Here is a 20,364-nt window from a genome sequence, read left to right on the forward strand (position 1 = left end):
AGGGCGCATGGGCAAGGTTGCGCACCACACCATTGATCCGCAGGCTCCCGGGGTTCCGAGCCAAACTGACGTCGCCTGCGCCCACCCAGGCTCGGGCGCGGCCCTATGGAGTTTCATGGTTAGCTCGATCACGGTTCTATTGCCCCTTTTCGGCCCGGCGCGGCAAACCCACGCCGGGCCGAGTCCGACTTAATACCCCAGCACCATCGCCCGGGCGTTCATCTGACCGTTATCGGCATGCACCATATAGGCGCCGACCGAATCGCGATAGGCGACGAAGCTCTCGGCGATCCGTGCGACCAGCTCATCTTCGTCCGTGCGTAGCCCGTCGATCACGGTTTTGGCCGCGGCACCCATGGCCATCACGACTTCATCCGGCAGTTTGCGGGGTATCACGCCCTCGTCGGCCACCAGTTTCTGCAACGCGAGCGCGTGTTTGGTCTCGTACTCGGTCCAGACGTCGTTGTAGAGGCTCGAACACGCGGTGCTGACCACGAGTTTCAGGTCATCGGGTAGTTCTTCATAGGCTGCGAGGTTCACGCCGCATTCCTCGGCCGAACTCGGCTCGCCGATCCCCGGCCAATAGTAGTTCTTGGCGATCTGGTGATAGCCCAACGCGCTGTCGGTCCATGGCCCGATGAATTCGCCCGCATCCAGCGCGCCCGATTGCAACGCCTGGAACATCGCGGGGCCGGACATGGCTTGTACCGCCATGCCGATCTCGGCGCACATTTCCGAGGCCAGACCCGTGGTGCGGTATTTCACGCCCTTGAGGTCATCGACCGAATTGATCTCGTCCCGGAACCAGCCGAACCATTGCGGCCCGGAATTGCCGCATAGGAACGGCTTGATGCCGAACCGGCCATACATCTCATCATAAAGCGCCTGACCACCGCCATGGACCATCCAGCCCACCTGCTCATCCGCGCGCAGGCCGAAAGGTTGTGAACCAAAGAGCAGGATACCCTTGGATTTCGACCCCCAATAGGCCGGCACCGCGTGGTAAAGATGTGCGGTCCCTTCCGAGACCGCATCGAATACGCCGCGACCCGGCACGATCTCTCCGGCGGCATGCAGCGTCACCTCGATCCGCCCGCCTGACAACGTGGTGATCCGGTCGGCCAGCGTCTGCGCCGCGACGCCCGGACCAGGCAGGTTCTTGGGCCATGCGGTGACCATCGACCATTGCCGCACATCCTGCGCTATCGCCGGGCTGGCCAGCGCCGCCGCTGCGGACCCAACGGCCCCGGCCCGGATAAATTCACGTCTTTTCATATTAACTTCCTCCTTGCTTCAATTCTATTATGCCTTGCCTTCGAGCCCATCCGCCGCCGCGCCGGACGCCCCCGGGATGCGCATTTCAAATGTTTCGGTCACGCAGGTGTAGTCATAATACCCCATCCGCGCGATCGGCTTGATCTTCGGGATGTCGAGCTTACCATCGGGGGTGAGCACCGCATCGTCCACATGGATACGTTCGACCACGCCATAGACCACGTCGATGCTGCCCACCGGGGAATTGCCGGGCAGGCGATGCGTGCTCAGGTAGCGGCATTCGAAATGGCAGGGGCTGGCGGCGATCCGCGCACCGGGGGCATCGGTGCAATCGGCCTTGGTCATGCCCGCCGCCGCGAATTCGTCTTCGTCCGGTCCGACCGCCATGGCCGATATGTTAACCGCCTCGCGCAATTCCCATGTGGCCATGTTCCAGACGAACCACCCGGTTTCTTCGGCGTTGACCACCGTGTCCTTGCGCCGTCCATCCGGGTATTGGTTAGCGGCGAACATCACCATCGGCGGATCGAAGGTCAGGTTCTGCCACTGGCTGTAGGGCGCAAGGTTATGAACGCCATCGGGGCTAAGCGTCGAGAGCCACCCGATCGGGCGCGGCACAGTGCAGGATTTGAACGGCGAATAGGGTAACGGGCAGGCCTCTCGCCCTGGCGCATATTCCATGCTCAACCCTCCCCAATCATCTCAAGCGTGGTGTCACAGGCATGACCATCGAAGAACGCCGCCAGCACGTTGTCAAACACCGATCCATCACCCGTGGCCCGAAACAGCGTCATGCAGGAGCGCAGTTTGAGCGTATCCACGGGCCCGAAGATGGCGCGCGCGGGTGTGCCACGGTGCGGCATTAGGGCGCCGCTGATCTCTTTCAATCGCGCGCCGAGCAGCTCATGCGTCAGGTAATCACGTGCCTCAGCTATGTCCGCGATGCCATAGTGCTCAGCCGTAGGCGACCGCCCCAATCCACGCAATTGGGGAAAGACGAACCACATCCAATGGGTCCTTTTCCGACCCGCCCTGATCTCTTCCAGCGGGGTCGGCCAGATGCGAGCTTGGGCGTCTATGAACCGCTCGAGGCTCACCCCAGGATACCGGGCAGGTTCAGCCCGTGTTCGCGGGCACAATCGAGCGCGATGTCGTATCCCGCATCCGCGTGGCGCATCACCCCGGTCGCCGGATCGTTCCAGAGCACGTTGGCGATACGGCGGTCGGCATCCTCAGACCCGTCGCAGCAGATCACCATGCCGGAATGCTGGCTGAACCCCATTCCGACACCGCCGCCGTGATGCAGTGAGACCCATGTTGCCCCGCTGGCGGTATTCAGAAGCGCGTTCAGAAGCGGCCAGTCACTCACCGCGTCGCTGCCATCCTTCATCGCCTCGGTTTCGCGGTTTGGGCTTGCAACAGAGCCCGAATCGAGGTGATCCCGCCCGATCACGACGGGTGCCGAAAGCTCTCCGCTGCGGACCATCTCGTTGAACGCAAGGCCCAGCTTGTGGCGCACGCCCAGACCAACCCAGCAGATCCGCGCAGGAAGGCCCTGAAAACTGATCCGCTCCTTCGCCATGTCGAGCCAGTTGTGCAGATGCGGATCATCAACCAACTCCTTCACCTTGGCGTCGGTCTTGTAGATGTCTTCCGGATCTCCGCTGAGTGCGCACCACCGGAACGGCCCGATGCCCCGGCAGAAGAGCGGGCGGATATAAGCCGGCACAAATCCGGGGAAGGCAAAGGCGTTTTCCAGACCCTCTTCAAGCGCAACTTGTCGGATATTGTTGCCATAATCCAATGTCGGCACGCCCGCGTTCCAGAAATCGACCATGGCGGCCACATGGGTCTTCATGCTGGCGCGCGCGGCCTTTTCCACGGCTTTCGGGTCGCTTTCCTGCTTGGCGCGCCATTCGCCCACGGACCAGCCCTGCGGTAGGTAGCCATGCACCGGGTCATGGGCACTGGTCTGATCGGTGACGATATCCGGTTTGATGCCGCCGTTCTTCATGATTTCAACCAGCCGCGGAAAGATATCCGCGGCATTACCAATCAGAGCCACGGATTTCGCCTCGCCCGCCTTGGTCCAGCGGTCGATCATCTCCAATGCGTCTTCAAGCGAATGGGTTTTTTCGTCCACATATCGTGTGCGCAGGCGAAAATCGGCGCGGGTTTCGTCACATTCCACCGCGAGGCAGCAGGCCCCGGCCATCACGGCCGCCAGCGGCTGCGCACCACCCATACCCCCAAGACCCCCGGTCAGGATCCACTTACCAGTCAGGTTGCCGTCAAAATGTTGCCGCCCGGCCTCGACAAAGGTCTCGTACGTCCCCTGCACGATCCCCTGAGAACCGATGTAGATCCAAGACCCGGCAGTCATTTGGCCATACATCGCCAGGCCCTTCTTATCGAGTTCGCTGAAATGATCCCAATTGGCCCAATGCGGCACCAGGTTGCTGTTCGCAATGAGCACACGCGGCGCGTCCTTGTGGGTTCGGAACACGCCCACCGGCTTGCCGGACTGCACCAACAGTGTCTGATCGTCTTCCAGATCCTTGAGTTGGGCGACAATAGTGTCGAAATCAGCCCAGGTCCGCGCCGCGCGTCCGATCCCGCCATAGACCACCAATTCATGCGGGTTTTCGGCCACATCGGGGTGCAGGTTGTTCATCAGCATCCGCATCGGCGCCTCGGTCAGCCAGCTCTTGGTGCTGATTTCGGGGCCGGTATCGGGATAGATGTCGCGGGTATTGTGACGGGGGTTGGTCATCAAAAGCTCTCTCTCGGTCGTCTACGGCAGCCGTAGGTCAGGTGTGGCGCGGTGCGGGTTTGGTGCGGCAGGCAAGCGGGTTACGTCTCACCTCCGAATATGCGGCGCGCTAGGGGGTTGAAGCCAATGCGGTAGGCAAGTTCAGCAGGGTTAGAGACGTTCCAGACGGCCAGATCCGCACGTTTCCCGGGCGCGATCACCCCGCAATCGTCCAACCCCAACGCCTGGGCCGCGTGTTTTGTCACCCCTGCCAACGCCTCTTCCGGTGTCATCCGAAAGAGCGTGCAGCCCATGTTCATGGTCAGCAGGAGCGAGGTCAGCGGTGACGACCCGGGATTGCAATCCGTGGCCAGCGCCATCGGCACGCCGTGATCGCGAAACGCGCCAACCGGCGGGATTTGCGTTTCGTGCAATGTGTAAAACGCGCCGGGCAAAAGAACGGCAACGCTTCCCGAAGCGGCAAGCGCCTTGGCGTCTGCGTCGGTGGCATATTCCACGTGATCCGCGGAGAGCGCGCCATAGTCGGCGGCGAGTTTCGTCCCGCCGATATTGCTCAACTGCTCCGCATGGAGCTTGACCGGCAGGCCCAAGGCCCGCGCCTTGTCAAAGACGCGCGCGATCTGCGCCGTGTCAAAGGCGATGCCCTCACAGAACCCGTCGACCGCATCGACGAGCCCCTCCGCATGGGCAGCTTCCAGTGTCGGCAGGCAGACCCGGTCGATATATTCATCCGCGCGGCCGGCAAATTCCGCGGGTACCGCATGGGCGCCGAGATACGTGATGCGGACGCGCACCGGTCGCGCATCACCAATCGCGCGCGCCACGCGTAGCATCTTCAACTCGCTGTCCTGATCGAGGCCATAGCCGGACTTGATTTCAATGACACTGACGCCTTCGGCCAGAAGGGCATCCACGCGGGTCAGCGCATCGGCCAGAAGATCCGCCTCCGAGGTTTCGCGGGTTGCGGTCACCGTCGAGACGATGCCACCGCCTGCGCGCGCGACCTCTTCGTAACTCGCCCCATTCAGCCGCATCTCGAACTCAGCGGCGCGATTGCCGCCAAACACCACATGGGTATGGCAATCAATCAGCGCTGGCGTAATCAGGCAACCACCCATGTCCTGACCGGGTTCATCCATCTCCGGCGGTAGATCAGCCTCGGCGCCTACCCAGGAAATAAGACCCTGTTTCACCTCAATTGCTGCATTTTCGATCAACCCATAGGGCTGATCCCCAGTCATCCTGGCCACGGTCGCATTCCGCAAAAGCATGCAAACAACTTTCTTGCTAAGGGGTCATTTGGCGTTATTATGTATATACATAAAAATCCTGTCAAGCAGGAGGAGGCACACTTTGGTATCAAGCCGCCTGCGCAACGGCTGTGTCGAAACCGTCACGACCGCCACCGACCTTGCTTGCGATGAAGACCGCCCGGTGTATACCAAGAAAACGCCGCCGCCCGGGGACCCGAGATGAGCCACCAACCTTTCCGAAACTGGCAAGCCATTCAGGCGGAGGTCCTGCGCCGTATCCATGCCCGCGAATGGCCGCCCGGTCACACGATCCCGAACGAGGCTGACTTGGCCCGTGAATTTGGCTGTGCCCGCGCGACGGTCAACCGTGCGCTGCAATCGCTGGCCGACGCGGGCCTGCTGGAGCGGCGCCGCAAGGTTGGGACGCGCGTGGCGCTCCACCCGGTCGGCAAGGCGACGGTCGACATCCCGATCCTCCGGCAGGAGATCGAGGATCGCGGCCTTCGATATCGATATCAACTGATTTCCCGCAATGTGGAGGCCGCGCCGCCGCATCTCCGGACCGAGGCGGCTGCTTTGCACATCACCGCGCTGCATTGGGCCGATGAGATGCCTTATGTGTTCGAGGACCGCTGGATCGACACCGAGACGGCTCCTGATGCTTTGGAGCAATCGTTTGACGAGATCAGCGCGAATGAATGGCTGGTAACCACGGCGCCCTATACCCATGGCGATATCAGTTTCACCGCGCAGCCCGCCACAGGGGCGTTGACCACGTGGCTCAACATCCCGGACAACACGCCGGTTTTTGTCATCGAGCGGACCACCTGGGACCGCGATGCGCCAATCACGGCGGTCAAGCTGACCTATGCCCCCGGCTATCGGATCCACACGGTGATCGGCACTGGACCAATGGCATTTTAGCTTGATTAGAGACTGTTTCAGCCGGAGAGCACGACAATGATCACCTATGATTTTTCGCGGAAAGTGGCGGTGGTGACCGGTGCGGGGGGCGGCATGGGGCTTGCCATTTCCAACCTCATTCTGAACGCGGGCGGGCGCGTGGTCATGATCGACCTCAAACCGGAACCCGAGGAGATTGCCGGGTCTCCGGACCGCCGGGTTTACGCCAGGGGAGATCTGACCGAACCGGGATTTGTCTCCGAGACGATCGACCAGGGCGCGGCCCGGTTCGGGCGCATCGACTATCTGGCGAACGTGGCGGGTGTTCTGCGGTTTGGCGACGATGCCTCGCTTCTGGATATGGACATGGCGATCTGGGATCAGGTGTTCGATACCAATCTCAAGTCTATGGTGCACACGGCGCGCGCGGCGGTGCCGCATATGCGGGCGGCCGGGGGCGGGGCGATGGTGCATTTCTCTTCGACGCAATGTTTGCGCGGCGATCCCCTGCCGCAGGATGCTTATTCCACCGCCAAAGCGGGGGTTGGCGCGCTGTCGCGGTCGCTGGCGATGCAATTGGCGGGCGACGGCATCCGATCCAACGCGATCTACCCGGGCCTCACCGAAACGCCGCTTCAGGCGCGGTGGGACACACCCGACAAGATCGCCGAGGCCGGAAGCTGGGTCCCGATGGGGCGGATCGGCACACCGGAGGAACTGGCCCACGCGGCAGTTTATCTTTTGTCGGACGGCGCCTCTTACATCACCGGCATTGACCTTGTGGTCGATGGTGGGCTGTTGCTGAAGTAGGCGGGGGTCAGCCTTCTTCGGCCAGAAGCGCGGCCAACCCGTCGCGATAGGTGGGATAGCGGAGCTTCACGCCCAGCTCGCTCTTGATCCGGCGGTTCGAGATGCGTTTCGATTCGGAATAGAAGCTGCGCGCCATCGGGCTCATCTCGGCCTCTTCAAAAGGGATCGCGGGCGGCAGGGGCATGCCCAGAAGTTCTGCCGCGTGACCGATCACATCCTGCGGTGGCGCGGGTTCGTCATCACAGACGTTATAGGCCCGGCCCGGATTGGGCTGCGCGATGGACGCGGCCAGGACCTGCGCGATGTCGTCCACATGGATGCGGCTGAAAATCTGGTTCTTCTTGATGATGCGCCGCGCGGTACCCTGCCGGACCTTGGCAAACGGGCCACGCCCGGGGCCGTAGATCCCGGCCAGCCGAAAGATATGAACTGGCAGATCGGGAATGGCCTGCCAGCGTTCTTCGGCCTCTTTGCGCATGATCCCGCGTTCGGTGGAGGGCCGCAATTCGGCCTCCTCTTCGGTCCATTCGCCGTTGTGGTTGCCATAGACACCGGTGGTCGAAAGATAGCCGAACCACGTCAACCGCGGCGCGGCTTCTTTGATCTTGTCGGCATACCGGTTGTAGACGGGATCGCCCTCCTCGCGCGGGCCGGCAGAGACTAGCATATGGGTCGCCTCGGCAAAACCGGCCTCGAGATCGCCATCGGGCCACAGGACCGGGATGATGCCGGTTTCCTCAAGCGCTTCGGCCTTATCGGGGTTGCGCGTGGTGCCATAGATTGTCCAGCCCTGCGGGATCAGCACCCGTGCCAGCGCCTGCGCCGAATATCCATGACCGAAGGAGAGCAGCGTTTTTGTCATGTCCCCTTAATGAGAGGCCCCGCGGACAGAGGCAAGGGCAACCGCAATTCAGGCGTGCATCTTTTTCTTTCGTGCGCGGGTGGTGGCGGTCGCGTCGTCGCTGCCGTCGTGGAAAGTGCCGAACCAGCGGTCCCAGGGCATTTCCTGGTTGCCATAATTGCATTCGTAGTAGCGGTGGTGCAGCTGGTGATAGAATGTCCCCAAAGCCAGCCTGCGTTTGTCCTTGATGAGCAGGTCCTCATACCCGGTATGGGTCATTGCGGCCCCCGGGCCGAGGTAGATCACATGGAAAATCAAAAGGATCGGGTCCGTCGGGACAATCCAGTGGATGCAGAGCGACGAGACATAGAGGAGATGTTCAACCGGGTGCATCGAAAACCCGGACCACGGCCCGATACTGACGTTGCGGTGATGCAGGGAATGCACGTACTTGTAGAGAAAGGGCACATGCAGCAGCCGGTGCACCCAGTAAAAGTGAAACGCTGACCAGATCGGCAACAGGACGAGCGTCATCACGAACCAGACCGGGTTGCTGGCGGGCGTGATCGTAGGCGCGATGCCGTTTGCCATCAGCCACATGGTCACCACCTGAAACGCGGTGAGAAAGAACACCCCGCTGGTCAGCGACCAGAACATGTTGTCATGCACCTGGTTCGAGAAACTCCAGAGCCGGTTGCCCTTGGCCTGTCCCCGGCGGTCGAATTTCAGGATCATCCCCTGGCCCTTGCGCATGTAGAAATACCAGTGAAGGCCGCCAGCGACCGCGATCACGAGACCCATGTTCAGCGCCCAGGTCTGCAGGATCCAACCGGCGGCAAAGCTCTGCGCCGTCTCGAGCGAGGGGTAGAGCGTAAGCCATGTGACAACCGCCAGGATCACCATCATCACCCGCTCGCTCAGGGTCAGCCAGTTGCGGGCAAACCAGCGCAGGAGGAACCCGGGGCGCGGTGGCCACCGAAAGACCGACGGATCCTGCAGCGGCAGATCGGGGTGGTAGTTCCATTCGCGGGATTGTTTGCCTGTGGTGTCAGACATTGGTGCAACCTCTTGGATCGGGGGCGTGGGGTCAGGAGGCGTAGGCCGACCCTTCTTCGTCCAGAATGGCTTTGAGCTCCGACAGATGCTGCTCGGCCTGGCCGGGGTAGTTCTCCAGTTCCTGCGCGGTCTTCTCCGCGATCTCGTCGGACAGGAGGCGCAGCGGCTGCCCGGTCCAGAGCGCCTTGATATAGGTCTCGCAGGCGCGCTCGAAATAGTAGAGCCGGTTGAAGGTCTCTGCCACGGTCTGACCGATGACCATGATGCCGTGATTGCCCATGACCAGCACGGTTTTGGACGGGTCCGTCAGGTTGGCGCAGCACCGCTCGGCCTCTTCCTCGAACGCGAGCCCGCCGAAATGATCGTCGACCGCGACGCGGTTGTAGAAGGTCGCGGTGTTCTGGTCGATGGGCGGCAGGGTGCTGTCGGCAAGAGAGGCCAGAACCGTGGCATAGATCGAATGCACATGCAGGGCGCATCGGGCATGCGGGCACATCCGATGCAGCGCACCATGCAGGCCCCATGCGGTCGGGTCGGGCGCGTTCGGTGTCTCCAGCGTCCTGGGATCATTGGCATCCAGCAGCAGAAGATCAGACGCCTTGATGCGGCTGAAATGAACCTGGTTCGGGTTCATCAGGAATTGCGTGCCATCCTCGTTCACCGCCAGCGAAAAGTGGTTCGCAACGGCCTCGTGCATGTTCAACCGTTCGGTCCAGCGGAATGCGGCGGCAAGATCAACGCGCTCCTGCCAATGGTCCATATTGGGGCGAAGTTCGGTGACGGACATGCGGAAAAGCTCCCTTCTTTGCTTGTCCCTGATGCTGCATGGCGTGGCGATTCTTTACCAACGAAAAAATTATCGTCATAGTATTAGTATGACTAATGGATAAATTATGGCACTGCGCAAACCGCTCCCTCCGCTGAACTGGCTTCGCGCGTTCGAGGCTGCCGCGCGGCATCTTTCCTTCACCGCCGCTGCGGCTGAGTTGAACATGACGCAAAGCGCGGTCAGTCAGCAGATCAAATCGCTTGAGGGTCATATGGGCCGGGCGCTTTTTCACCGCCATCCGCGGGCTCTGGAGTTGACGGTGACCGGTGCGAGCTACCTGCCGATCGTGCGCGATGCCTTCCGCACGCTCTCCCGGGGTACGATGGCGGTGACCGGCGGAACCGAGAACGTGGTGCAGGTCCATGCCAACATGAGCTTTGGCACCTTCTGGCTCGCGCCGCGGCTGGGCCGGTTCTATGCCCGTCACCCCGATCTGCGCCTCAACATCACCGCGGAATTGTGGGAGCAGGTGTCCGGCATCGCCCCCGGGGCGGATATCGAAATCCGCTACTCCGTCCGGCCTTCCGAAGGGATCGTCACGCAAAAGCTGGTGCAGGACTACGCCTATCCGGTGGCGCCGCCCGGATGGACCGGCACGCTCGATGACATCCCGAATGAGACCCTGTTCGACTGCGCCAACCTGATGGCCACCTGGGCGGCCTGGGGCGAAGATCTTGGCCTTGACTGGTCAGGGTTGAACGTGACCTACGCCACGACCTATGCGGTGGCCCTGTCGGCGGCGGTCGCCGGGTCGGGCCTCTGCATGGCGCATGACACGATCGCGGGCAGGTTGATCGCAGAGGGACGTTTGCAGCGCCTATTCGATCACCGCGCCGAGATGCAGGAAGCCTATTACCTCGTCACCGCACCGCACATAGAGGAGGTCCCCGGCGCGCTGGCCTTTGTCGATTGGCTGCTCGAAGAGATGGACCTGGATCAGAGGGGTCGAGACGCGACCCAGGCATAGCCGTTTTCGCACAAGATATAGGTCTCGCGCAGGCCATGTGGTTTGTCCGCCGGAGCTTGGAGTACATGTGCGCCAAAGGTTTCCGCTTTTGCCGCTGCCTCGTCGGGATCGCTATGATAGAGCCTGATTTCCAGCCCAGCACCGCGCGCACCGGCCTCGGGCAGAAGCCCCAGCAGCGGGTTGGAATGATAGGTGCCGTCACTGTGCAACTGCATGACCTGACCGTGGTATCGCAGGATCGCGAAATCCTTGGTCGGCTGGTGCGCCGTCATGCCGAAAACCTCTGACAGAAAAGCGACCTCCGCTGGCACATCACGCACCAGGAGGTTCAGACCGATACCAGTCAGGGAGGCGCCGAAATCCTCGGCGCTGATCGTATCGTAGTCCATGGCCGTCCTCCTCATGAGGCGGCAGCTTGATACTCGCCAAGAGCCGTGTCAACGTGCGCCCAACGCCCGGGCCGCAAACGCAGGTTGGCAAGGTTCGGGCGAGGCCATGCAGGACGTCATCATGAACACGCACGACCAGAGCACGGATCTGCTGACGCTCCCGCGTCATCCGGCACAGGAGTTCACCGATGCCAAGGCGGCGGTGGACCGGTTGGTGGAGCTCTATGAGACCGCTGTCGCGTTTCTCTGCACCGAGTTTCACAAGGCGATGGGTGGGGATGTCCCCGCAAGGCGGGTGCGGGCCTACTATCCGGAAGTGCGCATTACGACGACGTCTTTCAGCACGGTCGACAGCCGGTTGAGCTTTGGTCATGTCTCGGCGCCCGGTACCCACGCGGCCACGATCACGCGGCCAACGCTTTTTCGCAAATATCTCGAACAACAGATCGGCCTCCTTCTGGAGAACCACCATGTGCCGGTCTGCATTGCCGCGTCGGAAACCCCGATCCCAGTACATTTCGCGGTGGCGAATGACCCGGGCATCACCGTGCCGCAGGAAGGGGCCGCCGATTTTACCCTGCGCGACAAGTTCGACGTACCGGACCTGAGCACGACCAATGATGATATCGTCAACGGCACCTATACGCCCGGCCCCGATGGCGTCGGGCCGCTGGCCCCGTTTTCGGCGCAACGGGTGGATTATTCGCTGGCGCGGCTGGCGCATTATACGGCGACCGATCCGGCGCATTTCCAGAACCATGTTCTATTCACCAACTACCAGTTCTACGTCTCGGAATTCGAAGCCTATGCGCGGCAGGCCCTCGCTGATCCCGAGAGCGGCTACACCGCGTTTGTGAGCACCGGCAACACGCAGATCACCGCACCTGATGGTGTTCTTGCGACCCCGGCGCAGATGCCGCAAATGCCGTCCTACCACCTCAAGCGCGCCGACGGCAAAGGCATCACGCTCGTCAATATTGGCGTGGGTCCTTCCAACGCCAAAACCGCCACTGACCATATCGCGGTATTGCGGCCCCATGCCTGGTTGATGGTCGGCCATTGCGCGGGCTTGCGCAATTCGCAGAACCTCGGCGATTTCGTGTTGGCCCACGCCTATCTGCGCGAGGATGGGGTACTTGATGCCGACATCCCCGCCTGGGTGCCGATCCCGGCGCTGGCGGAAATCCAGATCGCGCTGGAGCAGGCCGTCGCCTCGGAGACGCGGCTTGAAGGCTATGATCTCAAGCGGGTGATGCGGACCGGTACGGTTGCGAGCCTCGACAACCGGAACTGGGAGCTCCGGGACCAAAGCGGCCCGGTGCAACGCCTCAGCCAGTCCCGGGCGATTGCCCTCGACATGGAAAGTGCGACCATTGCCGCCAATGGCTTCCGGTTTCGCGTCCCTTATGGCACCTTGCTTTGCGTTAGCGACAAGCCGCTGCATGGCGAATTGAAATTGCCCGGTATGGCCAGTGATTTCTATAAAACACAGGTCGCGCGCCACCTGATGATCGGGATTCGGGCGATGGAGACATTGGCCGAAATGCCGCTTGAACGCCTGCATAGTCGCAAATTACGGTCATTTGACGAGACCGCCTTCCTCTGACCCGGCGTAAATCAGCAAAAAACACACTAAAATCTCTTGCTTTACGCCACTATTCGTTGTGTTTGGACACAAGATAGCGTTAGATTACGCCAATGAGGCCCAATAGCCGGGCAGATGAAGGAGACCATAAAATGGCAAAACCAATGACCAAAACCCAGCTTGTTTCTGCTCTGGCCGACGAGATGGGCAGCGACAAGAAAACCGCAAGTGGCGCGCTGGACGCCGTGATCTCGATCATCACGCGCGAAGTTTCCGGCGGTGGCGCCGTGACCCTGCCCGGCGTCGGCAAGATCTACTGCCGTGAACGCCCCGAGCGCATGGTCCGCAACCCGGCCACCGGTGAGCAGATCAAGAAAGACGCCGACAAGGTGGTCAAGATGACCATTGCCAAGGCTCTGAAAGACAGCGTCAACGGCTGATCTTGTAATCCAGACCAGTTTCGGAAAGGGTCGCCCGTGGGGCGGCCCTTTTCAGTTTCGGAGCAGGTTGATGGACATTCGGGCAATCGTGGCGGGGCTCTGCTTTGCCTTCATGTGGTCGAGCGCCTTTACCTCGGCACGGATCATCGTCGCCGCGGCCCCGCCGCTGACCGCCCTGTCTCTGCGGTTTCTCATCTCGGGCCTTCTGGGCGTGCTGATCGCCTGGATGTTGGGGCAGAGTTGGCGGCTTACCAGGGCGCAATGGCGGGCGACGATCATCTTCGGCATCTGTCAGAACGCGCTTTACCTCGGCCTCAATTTCGTCGCCATGCAAACCATCGAAGCCTCCCTCGCCGCGATTGTCGCTTCGACCATGCCGCTCCTCGTGGCGCTGGCAGGTTGGGCCTTTTTCGGGGAGCGCGTCGGCACTCTGGGCATGATCGGCCTCATCGCGGGGCTGATCGGCGTCATCATCATCATGGGTGCGCGCCTGCAAGGGGGCATCGACATGATGGGGCTTGGCCTTTGCGTGCTTGGCGTGATCGCCCTGACCTTTGCCACGATGATGGTGCGCGGGGCCACGTCCGGGGGCAATTTCCTGATGGTGGTGGGGTTGCAGATGCTGGTCGGCAGCGCCGTCCTCAGTGTTGCCGCCGCCGCGACCGAGACCATCGAGATCACCTGGAGCTGGCAGTTGATCGCCGCCTTCGCCTATACCACGCTGATCCCTGGGTTGGCGGCAACGCTTGTCTGGTTCTGGCTGGTCAACCGCATCGGCGCGGTCAAGGCCGCCACCTTCCACTTCCTCAATCCTTTCCTCGGCGTGGTCATCGCCGCGCTGATCCTCGGTGAGGCCTTGGGCCTGCGCGAAATGCTGGGGGTCGCGGTGATCGCCGCCGGTATTCTGGCCGTCCAGCTTTCAAAGCAAGCGCGACGCTGAAATATCCAGATTCCAGGCGCGCTGGATCAGCCGATTACCCCGCGTGGGCCATCTCCCACCTGACCCCGGTGCAACAGAAGGTGATCGAGGATCACGCACGCCATCATCGCTTCACCCACCGGGACTGCGCGGATGCCGACGCAGGGGTCATGGCGGCCTTTGGTCACCACCTCGGTGGGCGTGCCGTCCATGCGGATGGATTTGCGCGGGCTGAGGATCGAGGAGGTCGGTTTGACCGCAAAGCGCACCACGATGTCCTGTCCGGTCGATATCCCACCAAGGATGCCGCCTGCGTGGTTGGATGAATAGACCGGTTGGCCGTCATTCCCCATGAAGATCTCGTCAGCGTTTTCGGTTCCCTTGAGCATCGCGGCGGCCATACCCTCGCCGATCTCGACGCCCTTTACCGCGTTGATCGACATCATCGCCGCGGCCAGGTCGGTGTCGAGCTTGCCATAGACCGGCGCGCCAAGGCCGGCGGGTGCGCCTTGTGCGACCACTTCGACAATCGCGCCGACGGAGTTGTGATCCTTGCGCAGTTTTTGCAGGTAAGCCTCCCACGTGGGCGCGGCTTCGGCATCTGGGATCCAGAAATCATTGCCGTCGATCGCGTCCCAGTCGAACCGGGTGCGGTCAATCTCCATCTCGCCCATGCGGGTCATGTAGCCCTTGATGCGGATTCCCGGCACCAGCGCATCCAGCGCCGCCCGGGCAATCCCGCCCGCCGCCACGCGCGCGGCCGTTTCGCGGGCCGAACTGCGCCCGCCGCCACGGTAATCGCGAATCCCGTATTTCTGATGATAGGTGATATCGGCATGACCGGGCCTGAACGTCTGGGCGATATCGCCGTAATCTTTCGACCGCTGATCGGTGTTCTCGATCATCAACTGGATCGGTGTGCCGGTTGTCTGCCCCTCGAACACTCCGGACAGGATCCGCACCGCATCGGGTTCGTTGCGCTGCGTCATGTTCTTGTTCTGACCCGGGCGGCGCTTGTCGAGCCACTGCTGCAACATCGCCTCATCCACCGCGATGCCTGGCGGGCAGCCATCGACCGTCGCCCCCAGGGCGGGTCCGTGGCTCTCGCCCCAGGTGGTGACACGAAACAGATGTCCGAATGAATTAAGGCTCATCGCAAGGCTCCTTCGGCGCCGGTCTAACGGCGCAGCGTCTCTGGCTCAAGCCTAAAGGCCGCCGTGCGAAGAGAGGTTGGCAATGCGAAGCGTTCGAGACGCAGGTCAGTGCGGGAATTCAACCACCTTCGAGAAGCAGTCGATCATGTCCAAAGCCCTGACGAAACTGTCGCCCAGATTGTCTTTGACGATGTAGCCCGCGATGTTGTTGTCATAGGCATTGGCCACGTCGGCGGGCGCATCGGAGGACGAAAGCACGAAAATGACCAGCCGATGCAGGGCCGGATCCTTGCGGACCTCTTCGAGAAATTCAAAGCCGGTCATGCGTGGCATGTTGAGGTCAAGCGTCACAAGGTAAGGCGGCAGGGCCTGCGCCTCGTCCAGTTCAGCCCTGAGCAGATCAAGCGCCTCGCGCCCGTCCCGCGCCACCTGCACCGGATTGATGATCCTGAGCTTCTTCAGGGCGCGTTTGATTGCCAGGACACTGACCTGATCGTCATCAACGATCAGGAACTTGACCGGTTGCGTCGGTATCGTGACGACCGGATGCGGCTCGATTGCGGTCATGTTTTCCCCCTCACGGCAGCCTCAAGCCGCCCGCTTCCTCTTTTGGACCGGCGTCATCCGGGCCGGCAATTCGACTTCACCCTTCTGGTCGCGAAAGCCGCCTGGATTTCAGGGAAAGCAACCATCGCCTGCCCTCAACGTCTCCGTGGTCAATTTCGTGCCTGCGTGTTGGCACGATCGCGGCCACGGTGGAGAAAGCAGCTTGGTAGGCACCCAGAGCCGGGCGGTGGTGGTCAAAGCCAATGGAATGCTGTTCACCCGCGATAGCTCATGCCCCAACGCTTTCGGCAACCAAGGCTGCAACTTAAGGGAGAACTCGTTAATCTTCGGTTAACGAAGTTGAACGCGCGGTTATTCCGTCGTTGATATGGCCCGTTTAAATCGCGTGGCCACGTTTTCGTCGCTTTGAGGCTATGAGGCCAATCATAACCGCAGTCCAGGCGAGGGGGTCTTCGAGACGCATGGACCATGCCTGCGGCGCTGCCGCGCAAGGCACAGCCGAAAGACAAAATTTGTGGGGTAATTCCCACGCTGCGATTTGGCGATTAACCAACAATTATCACTTCTCAAATAGACCCTTGGGCCTAGCTGGAATTGAGGTGTCACATGGGAATTCGTCAAGTCAATACGTCCGGTTCAGACGGCGACGGGTCATCGGCCAGGCAGGCAAGTTCCAGCGAGTTCGAGGATTTCATCTATCTCCTCAGCCATGACATCCGAAATTCCGTTCGTGCGCTGCTCGAAGTGCCGCAATGGATTCAGGATGATCTTGTCGAAGCGGGTTATCGCATCAATCAACCGCTTCAGGAAAATCTCGCCCTGATGAACATCCACACGCGGCGTCTTGACCGGATGCTCATCGATCTTCTGGTCTATTCGCGGGCTGGACGGATGCAGGTTGTCAAATCGGTGGATATCTCCGAAGCCATCGCAATCGTGTTGGATCAACTGACAATTCCGTCCGGATTCAAAATCGACCTGAACCTGAAATGTGCTGAAATCCGGATGGGCGACCGCGATATCCTGACGCTGTTCTCGGCGCTGATTTCGAACGCTGTCAAACATCACGACCTGAAAGAGGGGCATTTGACGATCTCGTCCGTTCGTCGGGCGGGGAACTGCATCATCACCGTCACCGACGATGGGCCGGGCATTCCCGAAGAATACCGCGAGCGTGTCTTCGAAGTGATGACGACGCTGAAGCCCCGCGATGAGATCGAAGGAAGTGGCATGGGTCTGGCGCTTGTCCGAAAGATTGTCGAGATTTATGGCGGCGAGATTTCCTGGTTGTCGAAAGAGGGTGAACGCGGCACGTCGATCGAGCTCACTTTCCCAAACTGAGGGCCACCCGCGGTTCCAGAAACTGAGCAGTCGCAGCAAGGCTCCGGATATCCGGAGCCTTTTTGGTATCCCGGGTGCATCGGCTATTCAACTGATGTCCCGCACCTCCTCCAACCGGCGGTTGCGGCTTTCGACCTCGGCAATGCGGTTTGTGGCATCGGGTCCGACACGGCCCGCCAGCATGCCGATGAGCGTCTCGACCAGGAAAACCGTGGCGACATAGGACGAATAGAAATGCGGGCTTTCCGATGCCACGAGCAAGCCCACATCCGCATGACGCAGGGCGGGACAGGTGTGGCTGTCGGTAATGACCAGCACGAAAACGCCGCTTTGTTTCGCGATCTCGGCGGCAAGCAGGGCTTTGCGCGCGAAGGGCGGTTTGGTCACGATAACGAGGGCATCACCCTTTCGCAGCCCGGCAAGCCCGCTGCCGAGTGAGGCCCCCATCCGGTCGGCCATATGCCAGTCGTCACTCAGGAAACTGGCCATGTAGAGCATGTATTCCGCGATGCCTGCTGACCCCAATTCCCCCAACACCAGCACCCGCCGGGCCGCATAAAGATGGTCGACCGCCATGTCGAGCTGCCGGATATCAATCGTATCCTCAAGCCTTTCGAGATTGCGCAGGCAGGCGCGGCGATGCTCTTGAAAGAAATCGAGCGTGCCGGCCTCGTGATCGTGCCACAACCGGTCCGCCCGGTCCGCAAAACTGTTGACGCGCCGGTCGATCTTGCCGCGCATTACATCGCGGATTTGCTCGAAACTCTCGTATTCCAGCACCCGTGCGAGCCGTGAAAACGTCGCGGGCGCCAGCCCGGCATCTTGCGCCACCGACCGCAGGCTTCGGGTGGCAACTGCAACCGGGTTCGCGGCGATGAAGTCCCCCGCCTCACGCAATCGCGTGCTGAGGCCTTGATACTTCCGCGCCAGTCTCTGTTCGAACGATACTTCCAAGATGCCGTGCCTTCCCCGTCGTAACTATTCGTGAATGTTTCAGGTGTTTCACATATTGTCAATTGATGATCCATCTGTTTCAAAAGACGTAGATCAGGAGCTTGTCATGAATCACGTCTTTCCAAGACACACCAAATCCCTGCCGCCCCGCGCCGTGCGTGGCGAAGGCGCTTATCTTTTCGATGCCAGCGGCAAACAGTATCTGGACGGGTCCGGCGGCGCCGCGGTGTCCTGCCTCGGTCATTCAGACCCGGATGTGATCGCCGCGATCAAGGCGCAGATCGACGAGATGGCTTTTGCCCATACTGGCTTCTTTACGTCGAATGCGGCCGAATCCCTCGCTGACCGGCTGATTGAACATGCGCCGGGCGACCTTGACCGTGTGTATTTCGTCTCGGGTGGTTCTGAAGCTGTTGAGGCTGCTTTGAAACTCGCGCGGCAGTATTTCCTGGAGATCGGACAGACGCAGCGGTCGCGTTTCATCGCCCGTCGGCAAAGCTATCACGGTAACACTCTTGCGGCGCTGGCGACGGGCGGAAATGCCTGGCGCAAGGAGCCTTTTGCGCCGCTGATGATCGACACATCGCATATCGCGCCCTGCTATGAGTATCGTGACCGGGCAGACGGTGAAACCGCCGAAGACTACGGCCTGCGCGCTGCCAATGAACTGGAAGAAGAGCTGCAGCGGGTCGGTCCCGAAAACGTCATCGCCTTCATCGCCGAACCTGTCGTGGGGGCTACCGCCGGGGCGGTGCCGCCGGCGTCCGGATATTTCAAACGCATCCGCGAGATTTGCGACCGACACGGGATCCTGTTGATCCTTGATGAGGTGATGTGCGGGATGGGGCGGACCGGGAGTTTCTTTGCCTGCGAACAGGACGGGATCAGCCCCGACATCGTGACCATCGCCAAGGGTCTTGGGGCCGGTTATCAGCCCATCGGGGCGACCCTTTGCACGCGCGCGATCTATGACGCGATCGAAAACGGGTCTGGCTTTTTTCAACATGGGCATACCTATGTTGGCCATCCGACCGCATGCGCCGCCGCCGATGTCGTCGTCTCCAAACTGACCGAAGGCGGGCTGACGGAACGGGCGAAAACCATGGGCGAAAAACTCGACGCGGCCCTCAAGAACGCCTTCGCACAGCACCCGCATATCGGCGATATCCGCGGGCGCGGCATGTTTCGCGGGATTGAGTTTGTCGAAGATCGCGCAAGCAAGGCGCCGTTCGATCCGTCGCTTGGGATCAATAAGAAACTCAAGAAAGCCTGTTTTGAGGCTGGGCTGATCTGCTATCCGATGGGCGGGACGATTGACGGCAAACAAGGCGATCATATTCTGCTTGCGCCGCCGTTCATCGTGACCGATGCGCAGATTGACGAACTGGTGTCGAAGCTCGATATCGCCATCGGAAACGTCCTTTCATGATGCCGTTGCCCGCATTGATGGTCGCGCCGAACGGGGCGCGGCTTGGCAAGGCGGATCATCCCGCCATCCCGCTGACACTGGATGAGATTGTCGCAACCGCCCGCGACTGTCACGTCGTCGGGGCCGACGGCCTCCACCTGCATCTGCGCGATGAGGGTGGCGCACATATTCTCGATAGCGGCCGTTACCGTGAGGCGGTGCAGGAATTATCCCGCGCCGTCCCCGGCATGGCGGTTCAGATCACCACCGAAGCGGTCGGCAAATACACCTCGGCCCAACAACGCGCCGTTGCCCTCACATCGGGGGCGTCGCTGGTGTCGACATCTATCCGCGAAATCATGGCGGATACCGATGAAGAAACAGCCCGGCAGTTCTTCGAAGAAGCCCGCGGCGCGTCAATATCGTTGCAGGTCATCCTCTATGATCTGGCTGATCTCGAATTGCTGCGCACGGTCCTGAGCCAACAGATGTTTTTTGATCCCGGGTTTCAGGTCCTTTTCGTCCTGGGCCGATATTCGGCGGGTCAGGAAAGCCACCCAGATGATCTGCACCCGTTCACGGCCTGGATGGACACGAATGGATGGCGCCCGGATTGGGCCGTTTGCGCCTTTGGCCGGGGCGAAACCGCGTGTCTTGACCATGCCCATAGGCTGGGTGGCAAATTGCGGGTCGGGTTCGAAAACTCGCTTTGGGGGCGCGACGGACGCCTTGCACGCGACAACGCGCAACGGGTGCGGGAAATCGCGGAATGTCGCGTAGGTGACAGCGCGGCATAACAGATTGACCCCGGCAATGCCTTGCTAAATTTTCCCGAAACACTTGCCAACTACGATCGAGGCTTTACAGGGTAGGAGCAGCACGCGCCGCCCGGCAATGAAA

The 20,364-nt window shown here is 61.1% G+C and carries 21 protein-coding genes; 9 read left to right on the top strand and 12 right to left on the bottom strand.

Going from position 1 to position 20,364, the window contains the following annotated elements; all coding sequences use genetic code 11:
- Positions 1 to 189: 189 nt before the first annotated feature.
- From RBB29_RS10180 to hutI, 5 genes are all read right to left on the bottom strand, one after another.
- Positions 190 to 1,275, bottom strand: a complete 1,086-nt coding sequence (locus tag RBB29_RS10180; protein ID WP_306114364.1) for a TRAP transporter substrate-binding protein — start codon at positions 1,273 to 1,275, stop codon at positions 190 to 192.
- A gap of 27 nt (positions 1,276 to 1,302) precedes the next feature.
- Complete coding sequence (locus tag RBB29_RS10185) at positions 1,303 to 1,956, bottom strand: flavin reductase family protein (protein ID WP_306114363.1); 654 nt, start codon at positions 1,954 to 1,956, stop codon at positions 1,303 to 1,305.
- A 2-nt stretch (positions 1,957 to 1,958) separates the two neighbouring features.
- Positions 1,959 to 2,372: a DUF1810 domain-containing protein gene (locus RBB29_RS10190; protein ID WP_306114362.1), complete on the bottom strand. Its 414-nt coding sequence runs from the start codon at positions 2,370 to 2,372 to the stop codon at positions 1,959 to 1,961.
- The gene (gene hutU / locus RBB29_RS10195) at positions 2,369 to 4,048 is read right to left on the bottom strand and encodes a urocanate hydratase (RefSeq protein ID WP_306114361.1); all 1,680 of its coding nucleotides are present in this window, start codon (positions 4,046 to 4,048) and stop codon (positions 2,369 to 2,371) included. The genes RBB29_RS10190 and hutU overlap by 4 nt, the downstream gene beginning before the upstream one ends.
- A gap of 80 nt (positions 4,049 to 4,128) precedes the next feature.
- Entirely contained in the window at positions 4,129 to 5,319 is a 1,191-nt protein-coding gene (gene hutI / locus RBB29_RS10200; protein WP_306114360.1) for an imidazolonepropionase, read from the bottom strand.
- Positions 5,320 to 5,520: 201 nt separating this feature from the next.
- On the opposite strand from hutI, the gene RBB29_RS10205 reads away from it, so the two are divergent.
- A complete protein-coding gene (locus RBB29_RS10205) occupies positions 5,521 to 6,225 on the top strand; it encodes a UTRA domain-containing protein (protein ID WP_306114359.1) in 705 nt (234 codons plus the stop codon).
- A gap of 36 nt (positions 6,226 to 6,261) precedes the next feature.
- Positions 6,262 to 7,014: an SDR family NAD(P)-dependent oxidoreductase gene (locus RBB29_RS10210; RefSeq protein ID WP_306114358.1), complete on the top strand. Its 753-nt coding sequence runs from the start codon at positions 6,262 to 6,264 to the stop codon at positions 7,012 to 7,014.
- 7 nt (positions 7,015 to 7,021) lie between these two features.
- On the opposite strand, the gene RBB29_RS10215 is transcribed toward RBB29_RS10210, so the two are convergent.
- From RBB29_RS10215 to RBB29_RS10225, 3 genes are read right to left on the bottom strand one after another with little or no spacing between them, the layout of a single operon-like run.
- Complete coding sequence (locus RBB29_RS10215) at positions 7,022 to 7,876, bottom strand: SDR family oxidoreductase (protein ID WP_306114357.1); 855 nt, start codon at positions 7,874 to 7,876, stop codon at positions 7,022 to 7,024.
- A 48-nt stretch (positions 7,877 to 7,924) separates the two neighbouring features.
- Positions 7,925 to 8,911, bottom strand: coding sequence for a sterol desaturase family protein (locus RBB29_RS10220; protein ID WP_306114356.1), 987 nt, complete (start codon positions 8,909 to 8,911; stop codon positions 7,925 to 7,927).
- Positions 8,912 to 8,942: 31 nt separating this feature from the next.
- Positions 8,943 to 9,698, bottom strand: coding sequence for a class II aldolase and adducin N-terminal domain-containing protein (locus tag RBB29_RS10225; protein WP_306114355.1), 756 nt, complete (start codon positions 9,696 to 9,698; stop codon positions 8,943 to 8,945).
- Between the two features lie 106 nt (positions 9,699 to 9,804).
- On the opposite strand from RBB29_RS10225, the gene RBB29_RS10230 reads away from it, so the two are divergent.
- Positions 9,805 to 10,707: a LysR substrate-binding domain-containing protein gene (locus RBB29_RS10230; protein WP_371931471.1), complete on the top strand. Its 903-nt coding sequence runs from the start codon at positions 9,805 to 9,807 to the stop codon at positions 10,705 to 10,707.
- Here the strand turns inward: RBB29_RS10230 and RBB29_RS10235 are convergent.
- Positions 10,677 to 11,096, bottom strand: coding sequence for a VOC family protein (locus RBB29_RS10235; RefSeq protein ID WP_306114354.1), 420 nt, complete (start codon positions 11,094 to 11,096; stop codon positions 10,677 to 10,679). The two genes, RBB29_RS10230 and RBB29_RS10235, sit on opposite strands and share 31 nt — an antisense overlap.
- A 121-nt stretch (positions 11,097 to 11,217) precedes the next feature.
- Here RBB29_RS10235 and RBB29_RS10240 point away from each other — a divergent pair, with 121 nt between their 5' ends.
- From RBB29_RS10240 to RBB29_RS10250, 3 genes are all read left to right on the top strand, one after another.
- A complete protein-coding gene (locus tag RBB29_RS10240) occupies positions 11,218 to 12,702 on the top strand; it encodes an AMP nucleosidase (protein ID WP_306114353.1) in 1,485 nt (494 codons plus the stop codon).
- Positions 12,703 to 12,833: 131 nt separating this feature from the next.
- Complete coding sequence (locus RBB29_RS10245; protein WP_306114352.1) at positions 12,834 to 13,121, top strand: HU family DNA-binding protein; 288 nt, start codon at positions 12,834 to 12,836, stop codon at positions 13,119 to 13,121.
- A 70-nt stretch (positions 13,122 to 13,191) separates the two neighbouring features.
- On the top strand, positions 13,192 to 14,061 hold the full coding sequence (locus tag RBB29_RS10250) for a DMT family transporter (protein WP_306114351.1): 870 nt from the start codon (positions 13,192 to 13,194) through the stop codon (positions 14,059 to 14,061).
- A 26-nt stretch (positions 14,062 to 14,087) separates the two neighbouring features.
- Here RBB29_RS10250 and aroC read toward each other — a convergent pair whose 3' ends face one another.
- Together aroC and RBB29_RS10260 are read right to left on the bottom strand one after the other, a co-directional pair.
- The gene (gene aroC / locus RBB29_RS10255; protein WP_306114350.1) at positions 14,088 to 15,194 is read right to left on the bottom strand and encodes a chorismate synthase; all 1,107 of its coding nucleotides are present in this window, start codon (positions 15,192 to 15,194) and stop codon (positions 14,088 to 14,090) included.
- Between the two features lie 105 nt (positions 15,195 to 15,299).
- Positions 15,300 to 15,761: a response regulator gene (locus tag RBB29_RS10260; RefSeq protein WP_306114349.1), complete on the bottom strand. Its 462-nt coding sequence runs from the start codon at positions 15,759 to 15,761 to the stop codon at positions 15,300 to 15,302.
- Positions 15,762 to 16,367: 606 nt separating this feature from the next.
- On the opposite strand from RBB29_RS10260, the gene RBB29_RS10265 reads away from it, so the two are divergent.
- Positions 16,368 to 17,102, top strand: a complete 735-nt coding sequence (locus RBB29_RS10265; protein ID WP_306114348.1) for an ATP-binding protein — start codon at positions 16,368 to 16,370, stop codon at positions 17,100 to 17,102.
- A gap of 87 nt (positions 17,103 to 17,189) precedes the next feature.
- On the opposite strand, the gene RBB29_RS10270 is transcribed toward RBB29_RS10265, so the two are convergent.
- Entirely contained in the window at positions 17,190 to 18,056 is an 867-nt protein-coding gene (locus RBB29_RS10270; RefSeq protein WP_306114347.1) for a MurR/RpiR family transcriptional regulator, read from the bottom strand.
- Positions 18,057 to 18,162: 106 nt separating this feature from the next.
- Here RBB29_RS10270 and RBB29_RS10275 point away from each other — a divergent pair, with 106 nt between their 5' ends.
- Positions 18,163 to 19,485 carry an aspartate aminotransferase family protein gene (locus RBB29_RS10275; protein WP_306114346.1) on the top strand — a complete coding sequence of 441 codons (1,323 nt, stop codon included), beginning with the start codon at positions 18,163 to 18,165 and terminating at the stop codon, positions 19,483 to 19,485.
- On the top strand, positions 19,482 to 20,261 hold the full coding sequence (locus RBB29_RS10280) for a 3-keto-5-aminohexanoate cleavage protein (protein ID WP_306114345.1): 780 nt from the start codon (positions 19,482 to 19,484) through the stop codon (positions 20,259 to 20,261). Before RBB29_RS10275 ends, RBB29_RS10280 begins: the two co-directional genes overlap by 4 nt.
- The last annotated feature ends 103 nt before the right edge of the window (positions 20,262 to 20,364 follow it).

The sequence above is a fragment of the Roseovarius sp. MMSF_3359 genome, assembly GCF_030733385.1.
Lineage (GTDB): Bacteria > Pseudomonadota > Alphaproteobacteria > Rhodobacterales > Rhodobacteraceae > Roseovarius.